Source organism: Nostoc sp. CALU 546 (assembly GCF_048836525.1).
In genome coordinates this window covers 33,255-49,693 of the sequence record NZ_JAWJTF010000041.1, presented here as the reverse complement: position 1 = coordinate 49,693, position 16,439 = coordinate 33,255, and the positions used below count along the sequence as shown (strand labels likewise).

Sequence of the window (16,439 nt, the reverse complement as noted above, 5' to 3'; positions counted from 1 at the left end):
TAAGTATGAATTACTACTGGTGCAGACACGAAATTCAAGTACTATAGCAATCTTAAATCTTGTGTTGATACATACTATTTATACACTAGAGTTGCTTAAAGATAGTAACGTTTGTCAGTGTTTATCAAAATATGTCAGAAGATTTAAAAGGCAAAGTTGCGCTGATCACAGGTGCAAACAAAGGTATCGGGCATGAGATTGCACGCCAATTAGGTTCTAGAGGTGCTACTGTTCTTGTTGGTTCAAGAGATATAGGACGTGGTGAAGAAGCGGCGAATAAACTTCGTTTAAACCAGATCGATGCTCGATCAGTTCAACTTGATGTCATCGACCAAAAAACAATCGATTCTGTGAGTAAACAAATCGAGAGCGAATTCGGAAAACTTGACATCCTGGTAAACAATGCTGGGATATTGCTTGATAGCGATCGCCTTCCACCTAGTCAAGTTGATATTGAAACACTGCGACAAACTTATGAAACCAATGTATTTGGAGTGTTTGCAGTTACAAAAGCCCTGCTGCCACTTTTAAAAAAGTCAACAGCAGGGCGAATAGTGAATTTATCAAGTGGTTTAGGTTCTCTGACTCAAAACTCTGATCCTAATTATGAGTTCGTTCATTTTAAGCTGATTGCATATAACTCATCAAAAACAGCAGTGAATGCGATCACAGTTTTGTTGGCTGCTGAACTTAAGGATACCCCGATTAAAGTTAATGCTGCTGACCCTGGTTTCACAGCAACAGACATTAATCAATACCAAGGGTATCGCACTGTTGAGCAAGGAGCGATCGCAGCAGTGAAACTTGCTACTTTACCTGATGATGGTTCTAGCGGAGGGTTTTTTGATGAGAATGGCGTGGTTCCCTGGTAGAAAGTAGAGAGGAATTGGGAATTGGGCATTGGGCATTGGGAATTGGGCATTGGGTAGGAAAAGGGAGAGTTAAAACTTAAACGTTGAGCCTCTGAAGATAAAAGTTCAAATCTTACTCTTTATGCCCCATGCCCAATGCCCCATGCCCCATGCCCCATGCCCAATGCCCCATGCCCAATGCCCCATGCCCCATGCCCCATGCCCCATGCCCCATGCCCAATTCCCAACTTCAATAAGGATTTGAATCAATCCGTCCCCTCTTAACACTCCTGAGATAATACCCAGAGGTTGGTCTGTTTCTCAAGTTAAAGGTGTCGCCACTACGAACTTTCCAAATTTTGTAATTGGAAAAGGTTAAAGGCGTTCGGGGTTCACAGACTTCCGGTTGATGATTGCCAAGTACAAAATACGCTGCACCCCTACCCATAACTTTCACCAAACCGTTTTTATCTACAAGAACCGATGTACTTTCACTAACTGCTATGCCTAAAACACTGCTAGACACACCATCCTTAATTTGACGGGCAATGAAAGCCATAATTCGACCCATTCTTTCTCGCCTGTCGAAGTGTGTATCTACGATAGTTCCCTTCAAATTACTCCAATTGAAAAAGTTGTAAGTAAAAGTAATGTCTCGGTAGGGATCTTCGAGTGCATCTCTAGTTTCAATGCCTTTTTCAGAAGAAGCGCAAGCATCATAAACACAATCACTTTGGATCATCGCACCCGCACTGGTGCCACCAACACCACCTCCCTTAAGGTAAACTGACTTAACAGCAGCCTCAAGCTTGGTATCCTTCCAGTTGCGGATGTATTGACATTGGTCGCCGCCAGCAAAGAAAATCACATCAGCGTTTCTGACTTTTTCAAAAATCTCGGCTTTGTTTGCTTCTTGTCTGTTGCGAATCAGAAGAGTTTCCACAGAATTTACACCCTTCATAGCAGAAATTAGCCGATTGTAATCGTGATTACCATTAGTGCGGAGAACTACAACATTAACTTTAGTACTGGAATTGCTACTTCCCCGAACTTGGTTAATCATCCACTGGATAGCATCATCGACATCGGGGCCCCCTCCACCTAAGCTTAGGACTGGCCCCCCTAAAGAGGGACGGACATCAGATGAAGGAGAGGGAGAGGGGGAGGGGCGGACATCAACAGTGTCACCCAGGAAGTAGCGTTTCCAGCTTGCAATAAAACGGGTTATTAGGAAGGTTCCCATTTTCAACAACTTGATTCCTGTACTTTTCAAGCGCCTTGCTATGCTTGGGAATGCCTTTGTCATACTAAACTTCTAGAGCAAACTGCAATTATTGCTAGGCTGTGACGCATTTTAGTTGCTTATTTATTCGTGAAATTTGTCCTTTGTCATTAGTCATTTATCAGTTATCCAATGACCCATGCTCAATGACAAATGACAGTCTTAACGAAAATTATGCAATTTAGACGCGCATTAGCTTAACTCTGGCACTAGAGAGGGTAGAATTTCCAGCGTACAGGGCTTGTACTGTTTTTTAACGCCATAACCCAGAGTAATCATGAATTATCTGCACTACTCTGCGAAAATCTCCATATTGCTTGTGTCCTTTATAGCGCTTCTCCAATGGAAGCAATACATCACAATACACGGTGAGGGCACAGCAATGCTGTGCCCTACGATCGCTTGTAGCGATAACCGCTATAATTTCGACCAGATGAAATCCAAAATTGAAAACCAAAAAGGTAACTCTGAATACAGTTCGGATCAACTGGAGAAGTAGGAGGAGAAAAAAGAAAAACTCCCCCTACTCAAGAACTGCTTGCCTCAACAAATAATTTTCCTTAACCAAAAAATAGTGGCTAATTCCCAATCATTAGGCCGAATTACACGCCTTCCCTATGCAACGAAATTAAGAAATTAAAACGCTTGCTGATTGGGTCTTTCAACAAAGAAGGAGAGAGGCGATCGCGATCGCTGCTTTTAAATAATACGCTTAACTCTTGATAGGGATTGTTGGTTGTTGAATCCCAGTTGATTTGCCCAACGTACTTGTCATTTTCGCGATCGAGCGTAACATTCTCTTCCTTATGCAACGCCCCGGTAAGGCGATTAGGTTCCACCAGCTTCACTTTTATATTATCCACAAGATCGGGATGCGCTGGCGTAACAGAAATGCGTAATGGCGATGCAGAATAAAATCCGCTTCTGCCGCCCAAGAAAGTATATTGCCAATCAAGCTCCATCACAGCACAAGCAGTAAAAAAATCACCCACGCTGTCAGAGATCAGTCTCAAGTGGCGATTGGTTTGGGTTTCTGTTGAAGGTAAGGTAGATAGATTTGTCATTGTTGTTGTGTCCAATGTTTAAGTTGTTGAAATTTACCTAATATCTTCATCGCATCTCTAAAGTCAACGCCTTCTTTGGCGCAGCCTTTAGAGGATGTTTGAAAAGTCCTATTGTCGGCATCAAAAATTTTAGATCCCCCTAAATCCCCCTTACTTAAAAAGGGGGACTTTGATTCCGGTTCCCCCCTTTTTAAGGGGTTAGGGGGGATCTAAAGTGCCTAAAGTCACAGCAAAACACTTTTCAAACAACCTCTTAGGTGTTGTTCCCTATAATTGCGGAATGCGAATTCGCAGCCCAGGCCGGAGTACGGTAAGGTCGGGCCCAATCATATCTCGATTAGCCTCGTAAATTTCCCTGAACCTATCGCCATCACGGTAAGCTCTTTGGGCTATCAAAAAGAGATAGTCATTTGGTAGCACAACATATTCTTTCCCAGGTTCAGGTCTGTTTGTTGGCAGTATTGGAATGTAAAGTATCTGCCCAAGTAAAAGGGAGTTAGGGTTCGGCCCAATTACATTTTTATTAGCCTCATAGATTAACGTGAAGAGACTTTCATCACCGTAAGCTCTCTGAGCTATCTTTGATAAATCGTCACCTTGTCGCACAACGTATGTTTTGCTTGGTATGGGTTCTTGAAGTGGTGGCGCGGTGAAATCTTCAGGTAGGTTGGGCAAGTTCTTCAGAAAACTGATACTTGGCGAGAAAAAGTACTCACCGCCCTTGAGAGTTACGAAGTTTGCAAACTTGACATCAGATTTTGTGGTTGGTTGATCCCGCTCTTTTAACCAGTTTTGCGCTGGCTGTGGCACTTCTTGAATCACCGGATCGCTTTGACCAGGTTGGCTTTGACCGCCAACTGCATCCAATCCGGTTCTGTCGTAATTTTTATTTGGTACACCATCGCGCGACCCGGACATATCCGGTTCAAGGAATCTGGGATTGTTAGACCAGAACCGCTGAATAAACTCAAATTGTTCCCAAATATCAGATTGGTAGCACATGAATAGCAACCCAACACCACTTGTAGGTAGTCGATCGAGATTGCTATAGTCGCTGATCTCTGTACCATAGGTGACTCCGCGCCGTGTAATCCGATGTCCAAGCTCCTGTTCTTGGCTCTTAGCAAAAGGCCCGTCTTTACTCACCGATTCTAGCCGGGGATTAGTTGTGCGAAGATGCGCTTGGAATGGACATTTCAATCCAGCAGCATCATTACTATAGTCAAAGTCATTTAGGTTTTTTTGCCCGTCTTTTTCTGATTGGACAAGTGGTGTACCATCTTCAAAACGTCCTACTGCCATCGCTCCAGCTTGCTGAGGAGAGATGCCCAATGCATTACCCAAGGCAACTTCGGCTTTTTTAAATCCTTGAACATTTTGCTCAAGTTTGCGAAAGACAAGAAAACTACCAAAGCTAACATTTTGAGTGCCAAAGGGATCTTGAACCAGGGCAAGATTGAGTCGAGCGCTGAACAGATTTTTGGCAATATTGCCTTCTTCTTCGACTACATCTTTCTGAAAAAAGAGCGGGTTACCGACACCATCTGTGAAGCCAAAAGGCTCAACAACATGAAGGTCGTCAGTATTCTCAAACTTGCGACGGATTACGAGTCCTGGCTCAACAGTAGCAATAGTAGCAATGTTTTGAAGCTGGTTAGTAATTTCTGATTGTTTTTTCTTCACCTCTTCTAAACAATTGGCCGCTATGATGACCAATGCATCAATCTCGTTCTGAAATCCTCCTTCCCAAGCGCTAACTGGTGGATCTAGAAGTGCATACTGTCGCGTCTTCATGCCGTCTTGGAAGACATCACTATAGTCATCATTTAGTTGTTTTTCGTCAGGTGTTTTTCGATTCTGAAGATTGGGACTTTTCGGCTGTTGAGAATTAGGTAAACCTAGTTTTGCGTAGCCTGACGAAGATAAAGAGAAGTGGACAAATACACCTGCATCACATTTTTCATTTCTCCAGGCAACAGCATCATCTAACTGCTTCTTGGTAGAGATAATATCTTTGTTTGCAAGTTGAGCAATCCATTGCTTAAGCGATCTGATTCTGTCCAGATTGTCTTTGGGTTTGGGAAAAGTTAAGAAAATATGTACAGAGTTGTCTCTTCCATGTGATTTGAGAATGTTGCCTTGCAAGTCTTCAAGAACATCTTGATACTGTTGGTCGTTCTGGTCAATAGGTTCTTTGTTGGAATTGAGGTCTAGTGGCATTGTTTACTCCTTCAAAAATTAAGATTCCGATTCCGTGCTTACTAAGCGATCGCGTTTTAGAGGTCTTGTACCAAATCACAACTTCTGTCCGGTTGTAAACTTCCTGATTCGATATCGGAAATGGGTATGCCAACTACCACGCAGCGTTTGTTAGTTGGATTTATTCCACTGGCGTCTAAAGTTGCCAAATAAACTTTATAAACAACTGTGTAGTTCCTGCCGAAATCTGGCTGCGCTCGACGGATTTCCAAGATGACTTCGTTCTCACTGAGAGCTGTTGAGGCGACCTCAACACACTTTGCAATTAGTTTGTCATGCTGCACTGTAATGTTGTCACTCATGGTTATTGATCTCCTAATTTTGGTTTTCTCTTGGTTTGGGATTACAGTTCTTTAATCCGAATGTTGCGGAACTGAACTACTTCGGTATGGCACTGGAAGCCAATGAAACCTTCTGAACGCTTCTTCTTACCATCGCTGGGATCGGCAAATCTCAAGAGTTCCGAGAAGGCTCCTTTACTAACTAATTGACCATTGAGTTTGACCTCAATCTCATTACCTTGCACTCTGATTTCATAGCTGTTCCAGTATTCTTGATTACCAGAGTTGCGCGGACTTAAGACTTTAGCAGCCCATTTTTGAGCGGGGAAAACTTCATACACTGCACCCGTTTTGTGTAAGGGACTACCATAAACGTTATTGAGAAAGTCGTAACCACGCTCATCGATTTGGATTTCGGTGCTGGAGTTATAGAAGCTATTATCAAGAGCCTTGGGCTCTGGTGTTCGCAGGAAAATACCAGAGTTGGCTTCGATGTCGAAGGCTTTCCAATCCAACTTCAGGATGAAATTCTGGAATTTTTTCCGAGTAAACCAGAGAACACCCAGGGCGACATTCTTATTACCAACACCTGCACCAAGCACAGCACCACTCTGATTTGGGACATCAAAGAAGTTTTGGCTACCTGATGCTGCAATTTCCCAACCATCAGCCTTGAAGTTACCTTGATAAAGAGTTTCAAAACCTGGTTCGTCGTCAATAGTTTGAACTTGGGAGTAGCGTTCAATAATTGAGCGAGCAATTTTACGGGATAGGGTTAGCCCTGTGGGTACGGGATTTGCTGAACCAACGGTAGTGAAAATAGACTGATCTACGCAATAGGCATTAGATACGTGGTGGAAACGACCATTTACATCTGTTACCGATGTGGTGAAGTCATTACCAATCCACAATGTCCCTGATTCGTGATAAGTGGTACCGATTCCATCTTCCCCACCGCTAAAGAACTCAATCGGTGCATTGGGGTCTTTTTTGGTGGCACTGCCTTTTGGTTGACCAGCCAACGCCTCAATGAAAGCAAAAGCTGCTTCAGACTGAGCGTCTCGAACTTGTTTGTCTGCGGGTGTTTCTACTAGGTTTACAAATGCTTTAGGTACGCGCAGTTCCCGCCCGTTCTCAAAGTACAGATCATCGCCAGTACCGCCGAAGGGATTGACACTGATCCAACTACTATTAGGATTACCGATTGGGGTTGTGCGATCGCCAAATGTTTCGCCACAGGTGCGAATGCCGATCACAACCTTGTTCTCAATCGTCCCGGTAGTTTGAGCGCTGAGAATCTTTTCAAACTCCTCAATGTTCGGCACTACCCGGTAGAGGAACTCTTCGGGATTATTGGGGGCATTAGGAAAGGCTGGGGTGAATACATTCGGGGCAGCATAAAACTGAAAGTGGAATTGTCCCGGGCCTTTGGTTGTTTGTGTTGAGCCTGGGATGTGGAGAGCAGCAGTCTGCAACTCTTTTTCCAGTTCTGACGGGACACCCAAGGCGGGGCGGGCGATCTTCCAAATGAAGTTGCCACGAACGTGAACCATCAAGTTCCGCCCGATCAACTCGGAGTTCGGCAGCAAAGCTTTGGGGCGTGGGAATGAGTTTAAAGCCAGACGTGTTGAGTTAACGGTATTCCCTGCCAGCACGATCGCAGCGCTGGGTTTGACATCCAGACGCACGACACGAGCTTGGCTCTTGTTATTGGGGTCAAACGGATTTTTTAAAGCCACCACAATTTGGGTGACAACGCCGTTACTAGTTTCTAACTTGATTACCTCGGCGTTGGGCACGAGAAACAGCCGTCGGTTGGCATCATTTTTATCACTGGCTTCGCGGATGGCATCGAGCAGCAGAGGTAAGCTGCTAAACTTGTCCATACTAAACAAGCCAGACCCCGGCGATTGACCTAGCACTGCGATCGGTGGATCTTGCACTGTTGTTAGTGACGGCACCTTGCTCAACACGCTTTTGGCACGGTCTTTGAGAATATCGAACAGATCACCATTGATAAAGTCGGCGACGGGCCAAGTGCCGATTTCACGCTCTACATATTCATAGCCGTCGGGCTGCCCTTTGAGCCGCAGATATTCCACAACCTCGGCGGGCCACTGTTTGAGATCCTCTTCGACCAGGCGCGGTGTCCAGCCGCCCCAAAACAGCGATTTGCCACCCACACAACGGTGATGGTCATTTAGCCTATTAGCACCGGCATAGTTTGAGGGTTCGCTGATATTTCTTCCCTGGGAATTTGGCTCAACCAGTGGTTCCAAAACTGAGTTAAATAAGTTACCAACGCGAGTCAGATTTTGAAAATGTTCGCTGATCAGGAATGGCCCAGATTCCAAAACTAGAATGCGTGGTTGTTGGTTTGGTAAGTCCTTACCAAACTCAAACAACTTGGTAGCTGTGTATGCACCATACATCCCTGAGCCAATCACCACAGCGTCAAATTGGCCACCTGCTTGTGCTGCGAGGATTTCTTCCCAAGTATTGCAAACTAAACGAGCAACTGCATCTAATGCAAAAGTCGTTCTTTGCACATCAGGTATTGGCAAGGACTGTCCTGAATCAAAAAGTCTATTTAAAGGCATGACAATTTTCCTTAATCATGATTTGTTTTCAACAAAATTTGAATGCAATTTTTACTGTGCATTTAAATTCGGCTGAAGTTTTCGATTGATTGTTTACTATGCGGCTGTTTATTAATCAGTGCCGCAAGAGAGTTATACCAATTTAATGTGAAGTTGCACATATCTTGATCCCCCTAAATCCCCCTTAAAAAGGGGGACTTTGAATTCCCCCCTTTATAAGGGGGGCTAGGGGGGATCGAATTCTATGCAGCTTCATAAAGAATTGGTATGAGGACTTAAATTGACAGAACGATAATTATGCAGATAAGCTGTAATCTGCTTTCTCAGATCCTTCTGTGATTGCGCTGTTTCCTATTTACCCTATCAGGAGCGCCTAGCTACTTAATGATGACGTAATTGAAAAAAATCACATCTGTAACCCCACTAAATTTACTCTGCTCAAGGAATTAAATCAGTTATTAGTTATTCACTTTTTGCTGACGCAATGCACGTTGAAAAACTATCACCCCTTAATTAAAGATTTATGCAAGTTCAAAAAAATGACGTTTATGTACTTCGATTCAGTAATAGTTAAGGACAGCTAAATTTAGCTGTCCCTGATGTTATATAGGAATCCGCTTTGATTTCTGAACTAATTTGCGTAGGCAGGCAATAGGCAATCTTGCTACAGTCAAGAAGGCTTCTTAGTTGTACTGAGTTTTTTCACCAAATCAAATATGAGTCCTATATAGGGCTTGCTGAAAAAGTCTGATGGCTGGGGTAGGCAATAGGGAATAGGCAACAGGCAATAGTTTCATCGTGATTTTTGGTGTTTTTTTGTGACCTAATCCATTAGAAATGCAAAATTTTTCAGCCTGATACCCCAATTTACTTGCACCTGTTTCTACAAAAATAGCCCCAAAACATTGAGAAATCAACGTTTTATAATTATTCAGCAGACCCTATATATAAAACAGTGTATTCTCTGGACTACCAGGCGATTTGCGATCGCTCTTGCACAACTTGCTGATACACTTCTTCAGTTTGCTTGGCTAATTTCGGCCAGCTAAAGCGCCGCTCTAAATCCTCATAAGCGTTATCCACCAACCATTGGCGATATCCTGGATTTTTCAGCACTTCCAAAATTCCCCAAGCTAAAGAATCGGGATTGTTTACCCAAGTCACAATGCCTGTTTTGGTATGTTGCACCACTTCTGGAAAACCACCCGTATCAGAAACTACTACAGGAACACGAGAAGCAAAGCTTTCTAAAGCCACAATTCCAAAGGGTTCGTAAAGACTCGGAAAAACGGCGCAGTCAGCGACAGTTTGAAATTTATCTAAGTAATCATCGGAGAGAAAACCGGTAAAATAGCAATGATGCCAAATTCCTAAATCCCAGGCTTGGCGCTTGAGATGGTCAGTATTGCCACCACCGACGATGACAAATTTAACATTGCCTCCCAGTTCCGAAAGGATTTTGGGTGCAGCATTGAGTAATATAGGTACACCTTTTTCGTAGGTCATGCGACCGAGGTAGTAAACGATTTTCTCATTGTCTGTGGCAAATTGGCGGCGAAAATCCAGAGCATGAAAATCGATGTGATGCTGTTTCTTTTCGGCTCGGATACCGTTATAAATGACATCGATTTTGTCCCAAGGACTGTGTAGCGCTCGTTCTACTTCTTGGCGCATATAGTCGCTACAAACAATAATCCGCCAAGCATTGTAAGCGAGCAAGGTTTCTTTGCCATTTATATAGCCTTGGATGTCTGTGTGAATACCGTTATAGCGTCCGTATTCTGTAGCGTGAATTGTGGCAATTAGTGGTATTTTAAAATTATGCTTGAGAGCGATCGCAGCATCTCCAACTAACCAATCATGGGCATGAATTAAATCAAAGGGCCCTTCCTCCAAGATCAACTTACCACCGTGATCTCCCATACTCAAGTTGAGATTAACTACCCAGTGGAAAAAATCGTTACTATGTCCAACTGGCACGCGATGTATGTGTACTCCCTCAACCACCTCATACATCGACGCTTGACCAAACTCCGCTGTAATTAGATGGACTTCATGCCCTAGCTTTACCAGTTCCGGGTACAACTCCGCTACATGACGCGCAATTCCCCCAACAATCCTTGGTGGAAACTCCCAACTCAGTACGAGTATCTTCATTTACTACACTCCCCAACACTTTATAAATATCTAAATAACTACATTTACCTAAAAATACAAGTCTGGCGAATGCAGTGAGTACTTTTACTAAAATTTTGAGATTTTTTAACAGTAATTTTGGTAATTCGTAATTCGTAATTTGAACAATTGAGCCTCCCATTCGCAATTCAGGCTTTAAGAAGGGGTGACGTCACAGACAGCATGAACTTGATCGCGCCCTTGCTGTTTGGCTACATAGAGCGCTTTGTCTGCTGCATTAATCAAGTCTGGCGGCGAAATTTCGCAATTTGGCACAATGCTGACAACGCCTAGACTTACGGTAATGCGATCGCACACACGAGACTGAGCATGGGGAATAGCTAAGTCGCGGACTGCTTGTCGAATAGTTTCAGCTAGATAGATTGCTCCTTGAATCTCTGTATTAGGCAGAATCACAGCAAATTCTTCCCCACCGTAACGGGCGACTAAATCGGCTGGACGCTTAACAATGTTTTTGAGGGCACTTGCCAATTGCCGCAAACAATCATCTCCTGCTAAATGACCATAAGTATCATTGTAAAGTTTAAAAAAATCGACATCGAACAAAATTAAAGATAATGCTAGTTGTTCACGTTTGAGTCGCTGCCATTCACCCTCAAGATACTCATCAAATCGGCGGCGATTGGCTATTTGAGTCAAGCCATCTAGGGTAGCTAATCTTTGTAGTTCTTCATTGGCAGCTTGTACTTGCTGATAGAGTACAGATTGATGAATAGCGATCGCTACCTGACTTGCTAACTGTTGCAACAAATTAACTTCAAAGGCTTGCCAGTAACGAGGTGCGGCACACTGGTGAGCAATCAGTAAACCCCATAGATGCTCTCCATTCAAAATCGGCACTATTATAGCAGCCTTAATTTGATAGAGTTGTAATAACTTAAAAAGATCGGCTGAAAAATCAGACTCCTGAATATCATGGAAGACTTTAGGTAATCCCTGGTAATAGTCGCTAAAATCTCGGTTGAGCGAAAATGGATGCATTGTCAGTTCTAATCTCTGGGGGTAGTCATCACCCAATGACTCCGCCGCAAAATTGCCACTTCCGTCAGATTCTAACTGGTAGATAGCTACGGAATCTGAACCCAAACACTGGCGAATACTGTTGACTGTTGTATTCAGAACCTCTTCCAAATCCAGTGATTGCCGAATCTGTTGAGTTACTTCAGTAATTAGCCGTTCTCCCTCTGCTTGTTGTCGCAGCATTGCTTCGGCTTGTTTGCGAGTGTTAATGTCTTCTACTGAGCCAAGAATCTGCGTCGGACTACCGTTAGCATCTCTGGCAAATACAACTTCTCGTGTATTCAGCCAACGCCAATCCCCATTTTTGTGTCGAAATCGATATTCGGTGGAAAGAACTTCATTGTCTTGCAGATTGACGAAGCGACTTGGTACGTCATAGCAGAGATGTCGGTCGTCTGGATGAAAGCAATTTATGAACCACTGCGGATCTGCTTGACAAATTTCCTCTGGGGAGTAGCCTAAAACTGTCACACTTTTCTCATTAAGATAAATGCTTGTTCCTTTTAAGAGGTCAAATAAATATAAAATATGCGGTACGGTATTAGCAACCTTTTGTAGAAAGTCTTGACTTGAGCGCAATGCTTCTTCAGCTTTGTGGCGTTCGCGCAGCGCTGCTTGGTATTCACTAATATCTCGTCCCTCAGAAATTAGTAGTGTCAGACGCCCTGCTTCATCAAGTATAGGACGCAGTGAGAAATCAATCGTAATAATTTGATAATCTCGACCTAAAACGTCAACTTCATAGCGAATCGATTCACCATTAGCAGCAGATGCGATCGCAGTTTTTAATTGTTCTTGTGTCTCTGAAGAAATTGTCCACCATTTTGCTTCCCAAAATGGCTTACCTACCACTTCTTCTCGACTAATCCCAGCAAAGTCCAGTGCTGTTTGGTTCGCTTCTAATACTATTCCATTCGGCTCAAGCAATCCGATAAACTGAATGGTTTGATTGAAAATCGCCCGGAATTTTTGCTCATTTTCACTTAGAGCTTGTTCTACCTGTTTACGATCGGTAATATCTCGTCCAACAGATTGAAGTTCTACAATCGTACCCTGGTCATCAAATATCCCTCGAATAATCCACTGCGTCCACCGCACCCCTTGGCAAGCTACGACGCGATTTTCAATGGTGATAACGGGATTTTCTAAGCTGATGGAATTTACCAGACTAAACACACGTTCTTGGTCTTCCTCAAACACAACAGGTTTGTAGTGCTGACCAATAATTTTGTCTCGCTCCAGTCCAAAAAATCGACAGTAAGCTTCATTAACAAAGGTAAAAGTGCCATCTGGTAAGCCTCTAGCAATCAGTTCCGTTTGGTCTTCGAGGATGGCACGAGAACGCGCTTCGCTCTCTTGCAGTGCAGCTTCTACTTGTTTACGAGCGCTAATATCAAACAATAAACCCTGAAGTAACTGAGTTTGTCCATCGGCATCAAGAACGAGATTAGCTTGATTTCGTACCCAAATTATTCTGCCATCCCGCCTAATCATTCGATACTCGATACTCAAAGGCTCTCCGTTAGCGATCGTAGCGTTTACAGCTTGGCAATAGCGATCGCGATCGTCTGGATGAGTGTAATCTAACCAACTATTCAAGAAATCAGGATTCCAGTTTTCGGGAGAAATGCCCAATAATTGTTGCAGTTGCGGACTAATATAAGCAACTTTTGCAGTAGTATTAATCGGTGAAATATAAACAACGCCCGGAATTTGTTCTACCAGAGTGCGATACTTTTGTTCTGCCTCAGAGAGTTTTTCTTGGGCCTGCTTACGACTCATGATGTTTTGAATTTCTACAATAAAGTATATTTTGCTGTTAGAAATCCCGCACTAGAGGCACACTCAAGGATGGTTGAGCCAACACTGAGTCAGTCTGGCTTTTTGAAAGCACTTGAAGCTGCTGTTGACAGCCTGTGTATTTAAAATTAACGGATGTTGATGAAGAATACAGAATTCAGAATTCAGAATAGGGAAATTATGGTGGGGGAATAATAAGATATCACAGTCAGACGATCGCGTACTTACTATCACTGCACTATCCGCCACTTGCACTCCCATTCATTCTGAATTCTGACTCCTAACTCCTAACTCCTGAATTCTGAATTCTGACTCCTGAATTCTGACTCCTGAATTCTGACTCCTGACTCCTGAATTCTATTAGTTTTGATCCAAGCGCAGTACTGCCATAAAGGCTTCCTGCGGTACGTCCACAGTACCCACAGATTTCATCCGCTTTTTACCTTTTGCTTGCTTCTGTAAAAGTTTTTTCTTCCGACTGATGTCACCACCGTAGCACTTGGCTAGTACATCTTTCCGCAAGGCGGGGATGTGTTCGCTGGCAATAACTTTACTACCAATAGATGCCTGAATTGGTACTTTGAATTGATGGCGGGGAATTAGTTCCTTGAGTTTTTCTGCCATTGCCCGCCCGACATTGTAAGCTTTATCTCGATGCACAATCATCGCCAAAGAATCCACGGGATCGCCGTTGATCATAATATCCAGCTTCACCAGAGGATTTTCACGGTAGCCGATGATGTGATATTCCATACTGGCGTAACCGCGCGATCGCGATTTCATTTGATCGAAAAAGTCAGTTACTACTTCCGCCAAGGGTAGCTCATAAGTAAGAGTAGTTCGTCCTTGGGCGAGATATTTCATATCTTTGAAGATACCACGGCGATTTTGTGACAACTCCATCAAAGCGCCGACATAAGTTTCCGGCGTAATCATCTCGACTTGGACGTAAGGTTCTTCAATTCTTTCGCGATCGTTGGGAGAAGGCAAGCGACTAGGATTATCGATGTACAGTTCCTCACCTTTGAGGGTAATCACCTTATAAACCACCGAAGGGGCTGTAATGATTAAATCTAGGTTATACTCTCGCTCTAGACGTTCCTGGACAATTTCCATGTGCAGCAAACCCAAGAACCCACAACGGAAGCCAAACCCCATCGCGCTAGAAGTTTCTGGTTCGTAGTGCAGCGCGGCATCATTGAGTTCCAGCTTTTCCAAGGCTTCCCGCAAATCTTCAAATTGATCAGCATCAATGGGGAACATCCCGCAAAAAACCATTGGGTTCGCTTCTGCGTAGCCTGGTAAAGGTGACTCCGCTTTCGCTTTACTGAGGGTAATTGTGTCTCCTACCCGTGCATCAGCTACAGCTTTAATTGCCGCTCCCAAATAGCCTACTTCCCCAGCGTGGAGTTCATCAACTTGCTTTTGAGTCGGAGAAAGGACACCTAACTCATCAATTTCAAATTCTTTACCGGATGCCATTAAATGGATGCGATCGCCTTTTTTCACGGTTCCATCCATCACCCGGAAATACACAATTACTCCCCGGTAACTGTCGTAATAGCTATCAAAAATTAACGCTCGTAAGCGTTCATTTATGGTATTGGGCGGTGGCGGTATCCGCTCAACAACTGCTTCTAAAATCTCATCAATACCAATTCCTTCTTTAGCAGAGGCCAGAATTGCACCACTGCAATCTAGACCGATAATTTCTTCAATTTCGCCAATTACCCGTTCTGGTTCTGCCCCAGGCAAATCAATTTTATTTAAAACCGGGATAATTTCCAGGTTATTCTCTAAGGCTAAATATACATTTGCCAGAGTTTGCGCCTCCACACCTTGGGACGCATCTACTACCAATAGCGCTCCTTCACAAGCAACAAGAGAGCGGGAGACTTCATAAGAGAAATCGACGTGTCCCGGAGTATCAATCAGGTTCAGCACATACTGCTGACCATCTTTCGCTGTGTAGTTCATCCGGGCAGCTTGCAGCTTAATGGTAATGCCGCGCTCCCGTTCTAGATCCATGTTATCGAGAAACTGTTCCTTCATCTGCCGGTCTTCAACAGTGCCAGTAGCTTGTAGTAAGCGATCGGCGAGGGTTGATTTCCCGTGGTCGATGTGAGCAATAATACAAAAATTGCGAATGCGAACTGCGGGAACGTCAGTCATATACTATCTTTGCCTTAGCAGCAACCAAAGTTAAAAGAGCAATTTACTTAATGTATTTTAATGCTTTCTTAGCCAAGACGCTGCTTTTAATGGGGAGTGGGGACTGAGGATTGGGGAGTGGGGACTGAGGATTGGGGAGTGGGGAGTGGGGAGTGGGGACTAGGGACTGGGGAATGGGGACTAGGAACTAGGAAAGAGTTTTCCTAACCTAATCCCTAATCCCTAATACCCAATACCCAATACCCAGTACCCATCTTCACTCCATCTTCAACTTTCGATCTAAATAGGTGGACTTTTAAGAATATTATGAAAGTCTATTTGTCGCTGCTAGTATTCAACAGCTAGGAGCGTACAATAAATGTAAATAAGTACATGTAGGGATCATGTAGGGATCATGGGCAATTACGACCCGTAATTACCCAGAATCACTGATTTATCGGCAAAACTTCTAGAGCTATTGTCTAGTCAGTTATATGAAAAATGTGATTTGAAACTTAAAGCCTGTTACTTTGGTGCTATTTCAGGGAACTATATAACTGTCCCTTTGAAGATTTTTCAGCGAATTAGCCCAGACTTATGAATATAACTGCTTTACAAAGCTTTAGACAAAACCAATTCAGAGTATATCAAACCTATGAATATGCAAGAGAAAACTACCGAAGCGGAAAACACACGAACCGATAAGGTAGAAATTGCTGTCCGCCTAGACTCCGAGTTACTAGAGCAAATTCAGCATCTCACCAATGACCCAAGTAAAGTAATTGAGGTGGCGATTCGCCAGTGGTTGCGGGGTGAAATTCTCAGAGATGATGAATTGACGCGCACGCCTGTGCGTACCCCCGTTCCTCCTCGCGGTGAATGGAACGATTGACGCTATTAGTCAGCTGTCAATAGAAATTAAAAAAGTAAAGTTT

10 protein-coding genes are annotated in these 16,439 nt (G+C 43.6%); 2 read left to right on the top strand and 8 right to left on the bottom strand.

From position 1 onward, the window contains the following. The first annotated feature begins 131 nt into the window (after window positions 1-131). The gene (locus tag RRG12_RS20520) at window positions 132-872 is read left to right on the top strand and encodes an SDR family oxidoreductase (RefSeq protein ID WP_069069953.1); all 741 of its coding nucleotides are present in this window, start codon (window positions 132-134) and stop codon (window positions 870-872) included. A 229-nt stretch (window positions 873-1,101) separates the two neighbouring features. On the opposite strand, the gene RRG12_RS20515 is transcribed toward RRG12_RS20520, so the two are convergent. The 8 genes from RRG12_RS20515 to lepA all read right to left on the bottom strand — a co-directional run bounded on the left by RRG12_RS20515 (window position 1,102) and on the right by lepA (window position 15,525). Further along, window positions 1,102-2,157 carry a cyanophycinase gene (locus RRG12_RS20515; protein ID WP_176726980.1) on the bottom strand — a complete coding sequence of 352 codons (1,056 nt, stop codon included), beginning with the start codon at window positions 2,155-2,157 and terminating at the stop codon, window positions 1,102-1,104. A 578-nt stretch (window positions 2,158-2,735) separates the two neighbouring features. Next, window positions 2,736-3,197, bottom strand: a complete 462-nt coding sequence (locus RRG12_RS20510) for a hypothetical protein (protein ID WP_420760534.1) — start codon at window positions 3,195-3,197, stop codon at window positions 2,736-2,738. A 267-nt stretch (window positions 3,198-3,464) separates the two neighbouring features. Continuing rightward, on the bottom strand, window positions 3,465-5,417 hold the full coding sequence (locus RRG12_RS20505) for a LysM peptidoglycan-binding domain-containing protein (protein ID WP_420760533.1): 1,953 nt from the start codon (window positions 5,415-5,417) through the stop codon (window positions 3,465-3,467). A 56-nt stretch (window positions 5,418-5,473) separates the two neighbouring features. Next, a complete protein-coding gene (locus tag RRG12_RS20500) occupies window positions 5,474-5,758 on the bottom strand; it encodes a hypothetical protein (protein ID WP_420760532.1) in 285 nt (94 codons plus the stop codon). A gap of 41 nt (window positions 5,759-5,799) precedes the next feature. Beyond that, window positions 5,800-8,337 carry a family 16 glycoside hydrolase gene (locus RRG12_RS20495; RefSeq protein ID WP_420760531.1) on the bottom strand — a complete coding sequence of 846 codons (2,538 nt, stop codon included), beginning with the start codon at window positions 8,335-8,337 and terminating at the stop codon, window positions 5,800-5,802. Window positions 8,338-9,306: 969 nt separating this feature from the next. After that, window positions 9,307-10,494, bottom strand: a complete 1,188-nt coding sequence (locus RRG12_RS20490) for a glycosyltransferase family 4 protein (RefSeq protein WP_420760530.1) — start codon at window positions 10,492-10,494, stop codon at window positions 9,307-9,309. A gap of 174 nt (window positions 10,495-10,668) precedes the next feature. Beyond that, on the bottom strand, window positions 10,669-13,335 hold the full coding sequence (locus RRG12_RS20485) for a PAS domain S-box protein (RefSeq protein ID WP_420760529.1): 2,667 nt from the start codon (window positions 13,333-13,335) through the stop codon (window positions 10,669-10,671). Between the two features lie 378 nt (window positions 13,336-13,713). Beyond that, window positions 13,714-15,525 carry a translation elongation factor 4 gene (lepA, locus tag RRG12_RS20480; RefSeq protein WP_069069962.1) on the bottom strand — a complete coding sequence of 604 codons (1,812 nt, stop codon included), beginning with the start codon at window positions 15,523-15,525 and terminating at the stop codon, window positions 13,714-13,716. A gap of 634 nt (window positions 15,526-16,159) precedes the next feature. Between lepA and RRG12_RS20475 the strand changes: the two genes are divergently transcribed. Continuing rightward, window positions 16,160-16,396 carry a hypothetical protein gene (locus RRG12_RS20475; RefSeq protein WP_181928319.1) on the top strand — a complete coding sequence of 79 codons (237 nt, stop codon included), beginning with the start codon at window positions 16,160-16,162 and terminating at the stop codon, window positions 16,394-16,396. Window positions 16,397-16,439: the final 43 nt, after the last annotated feature.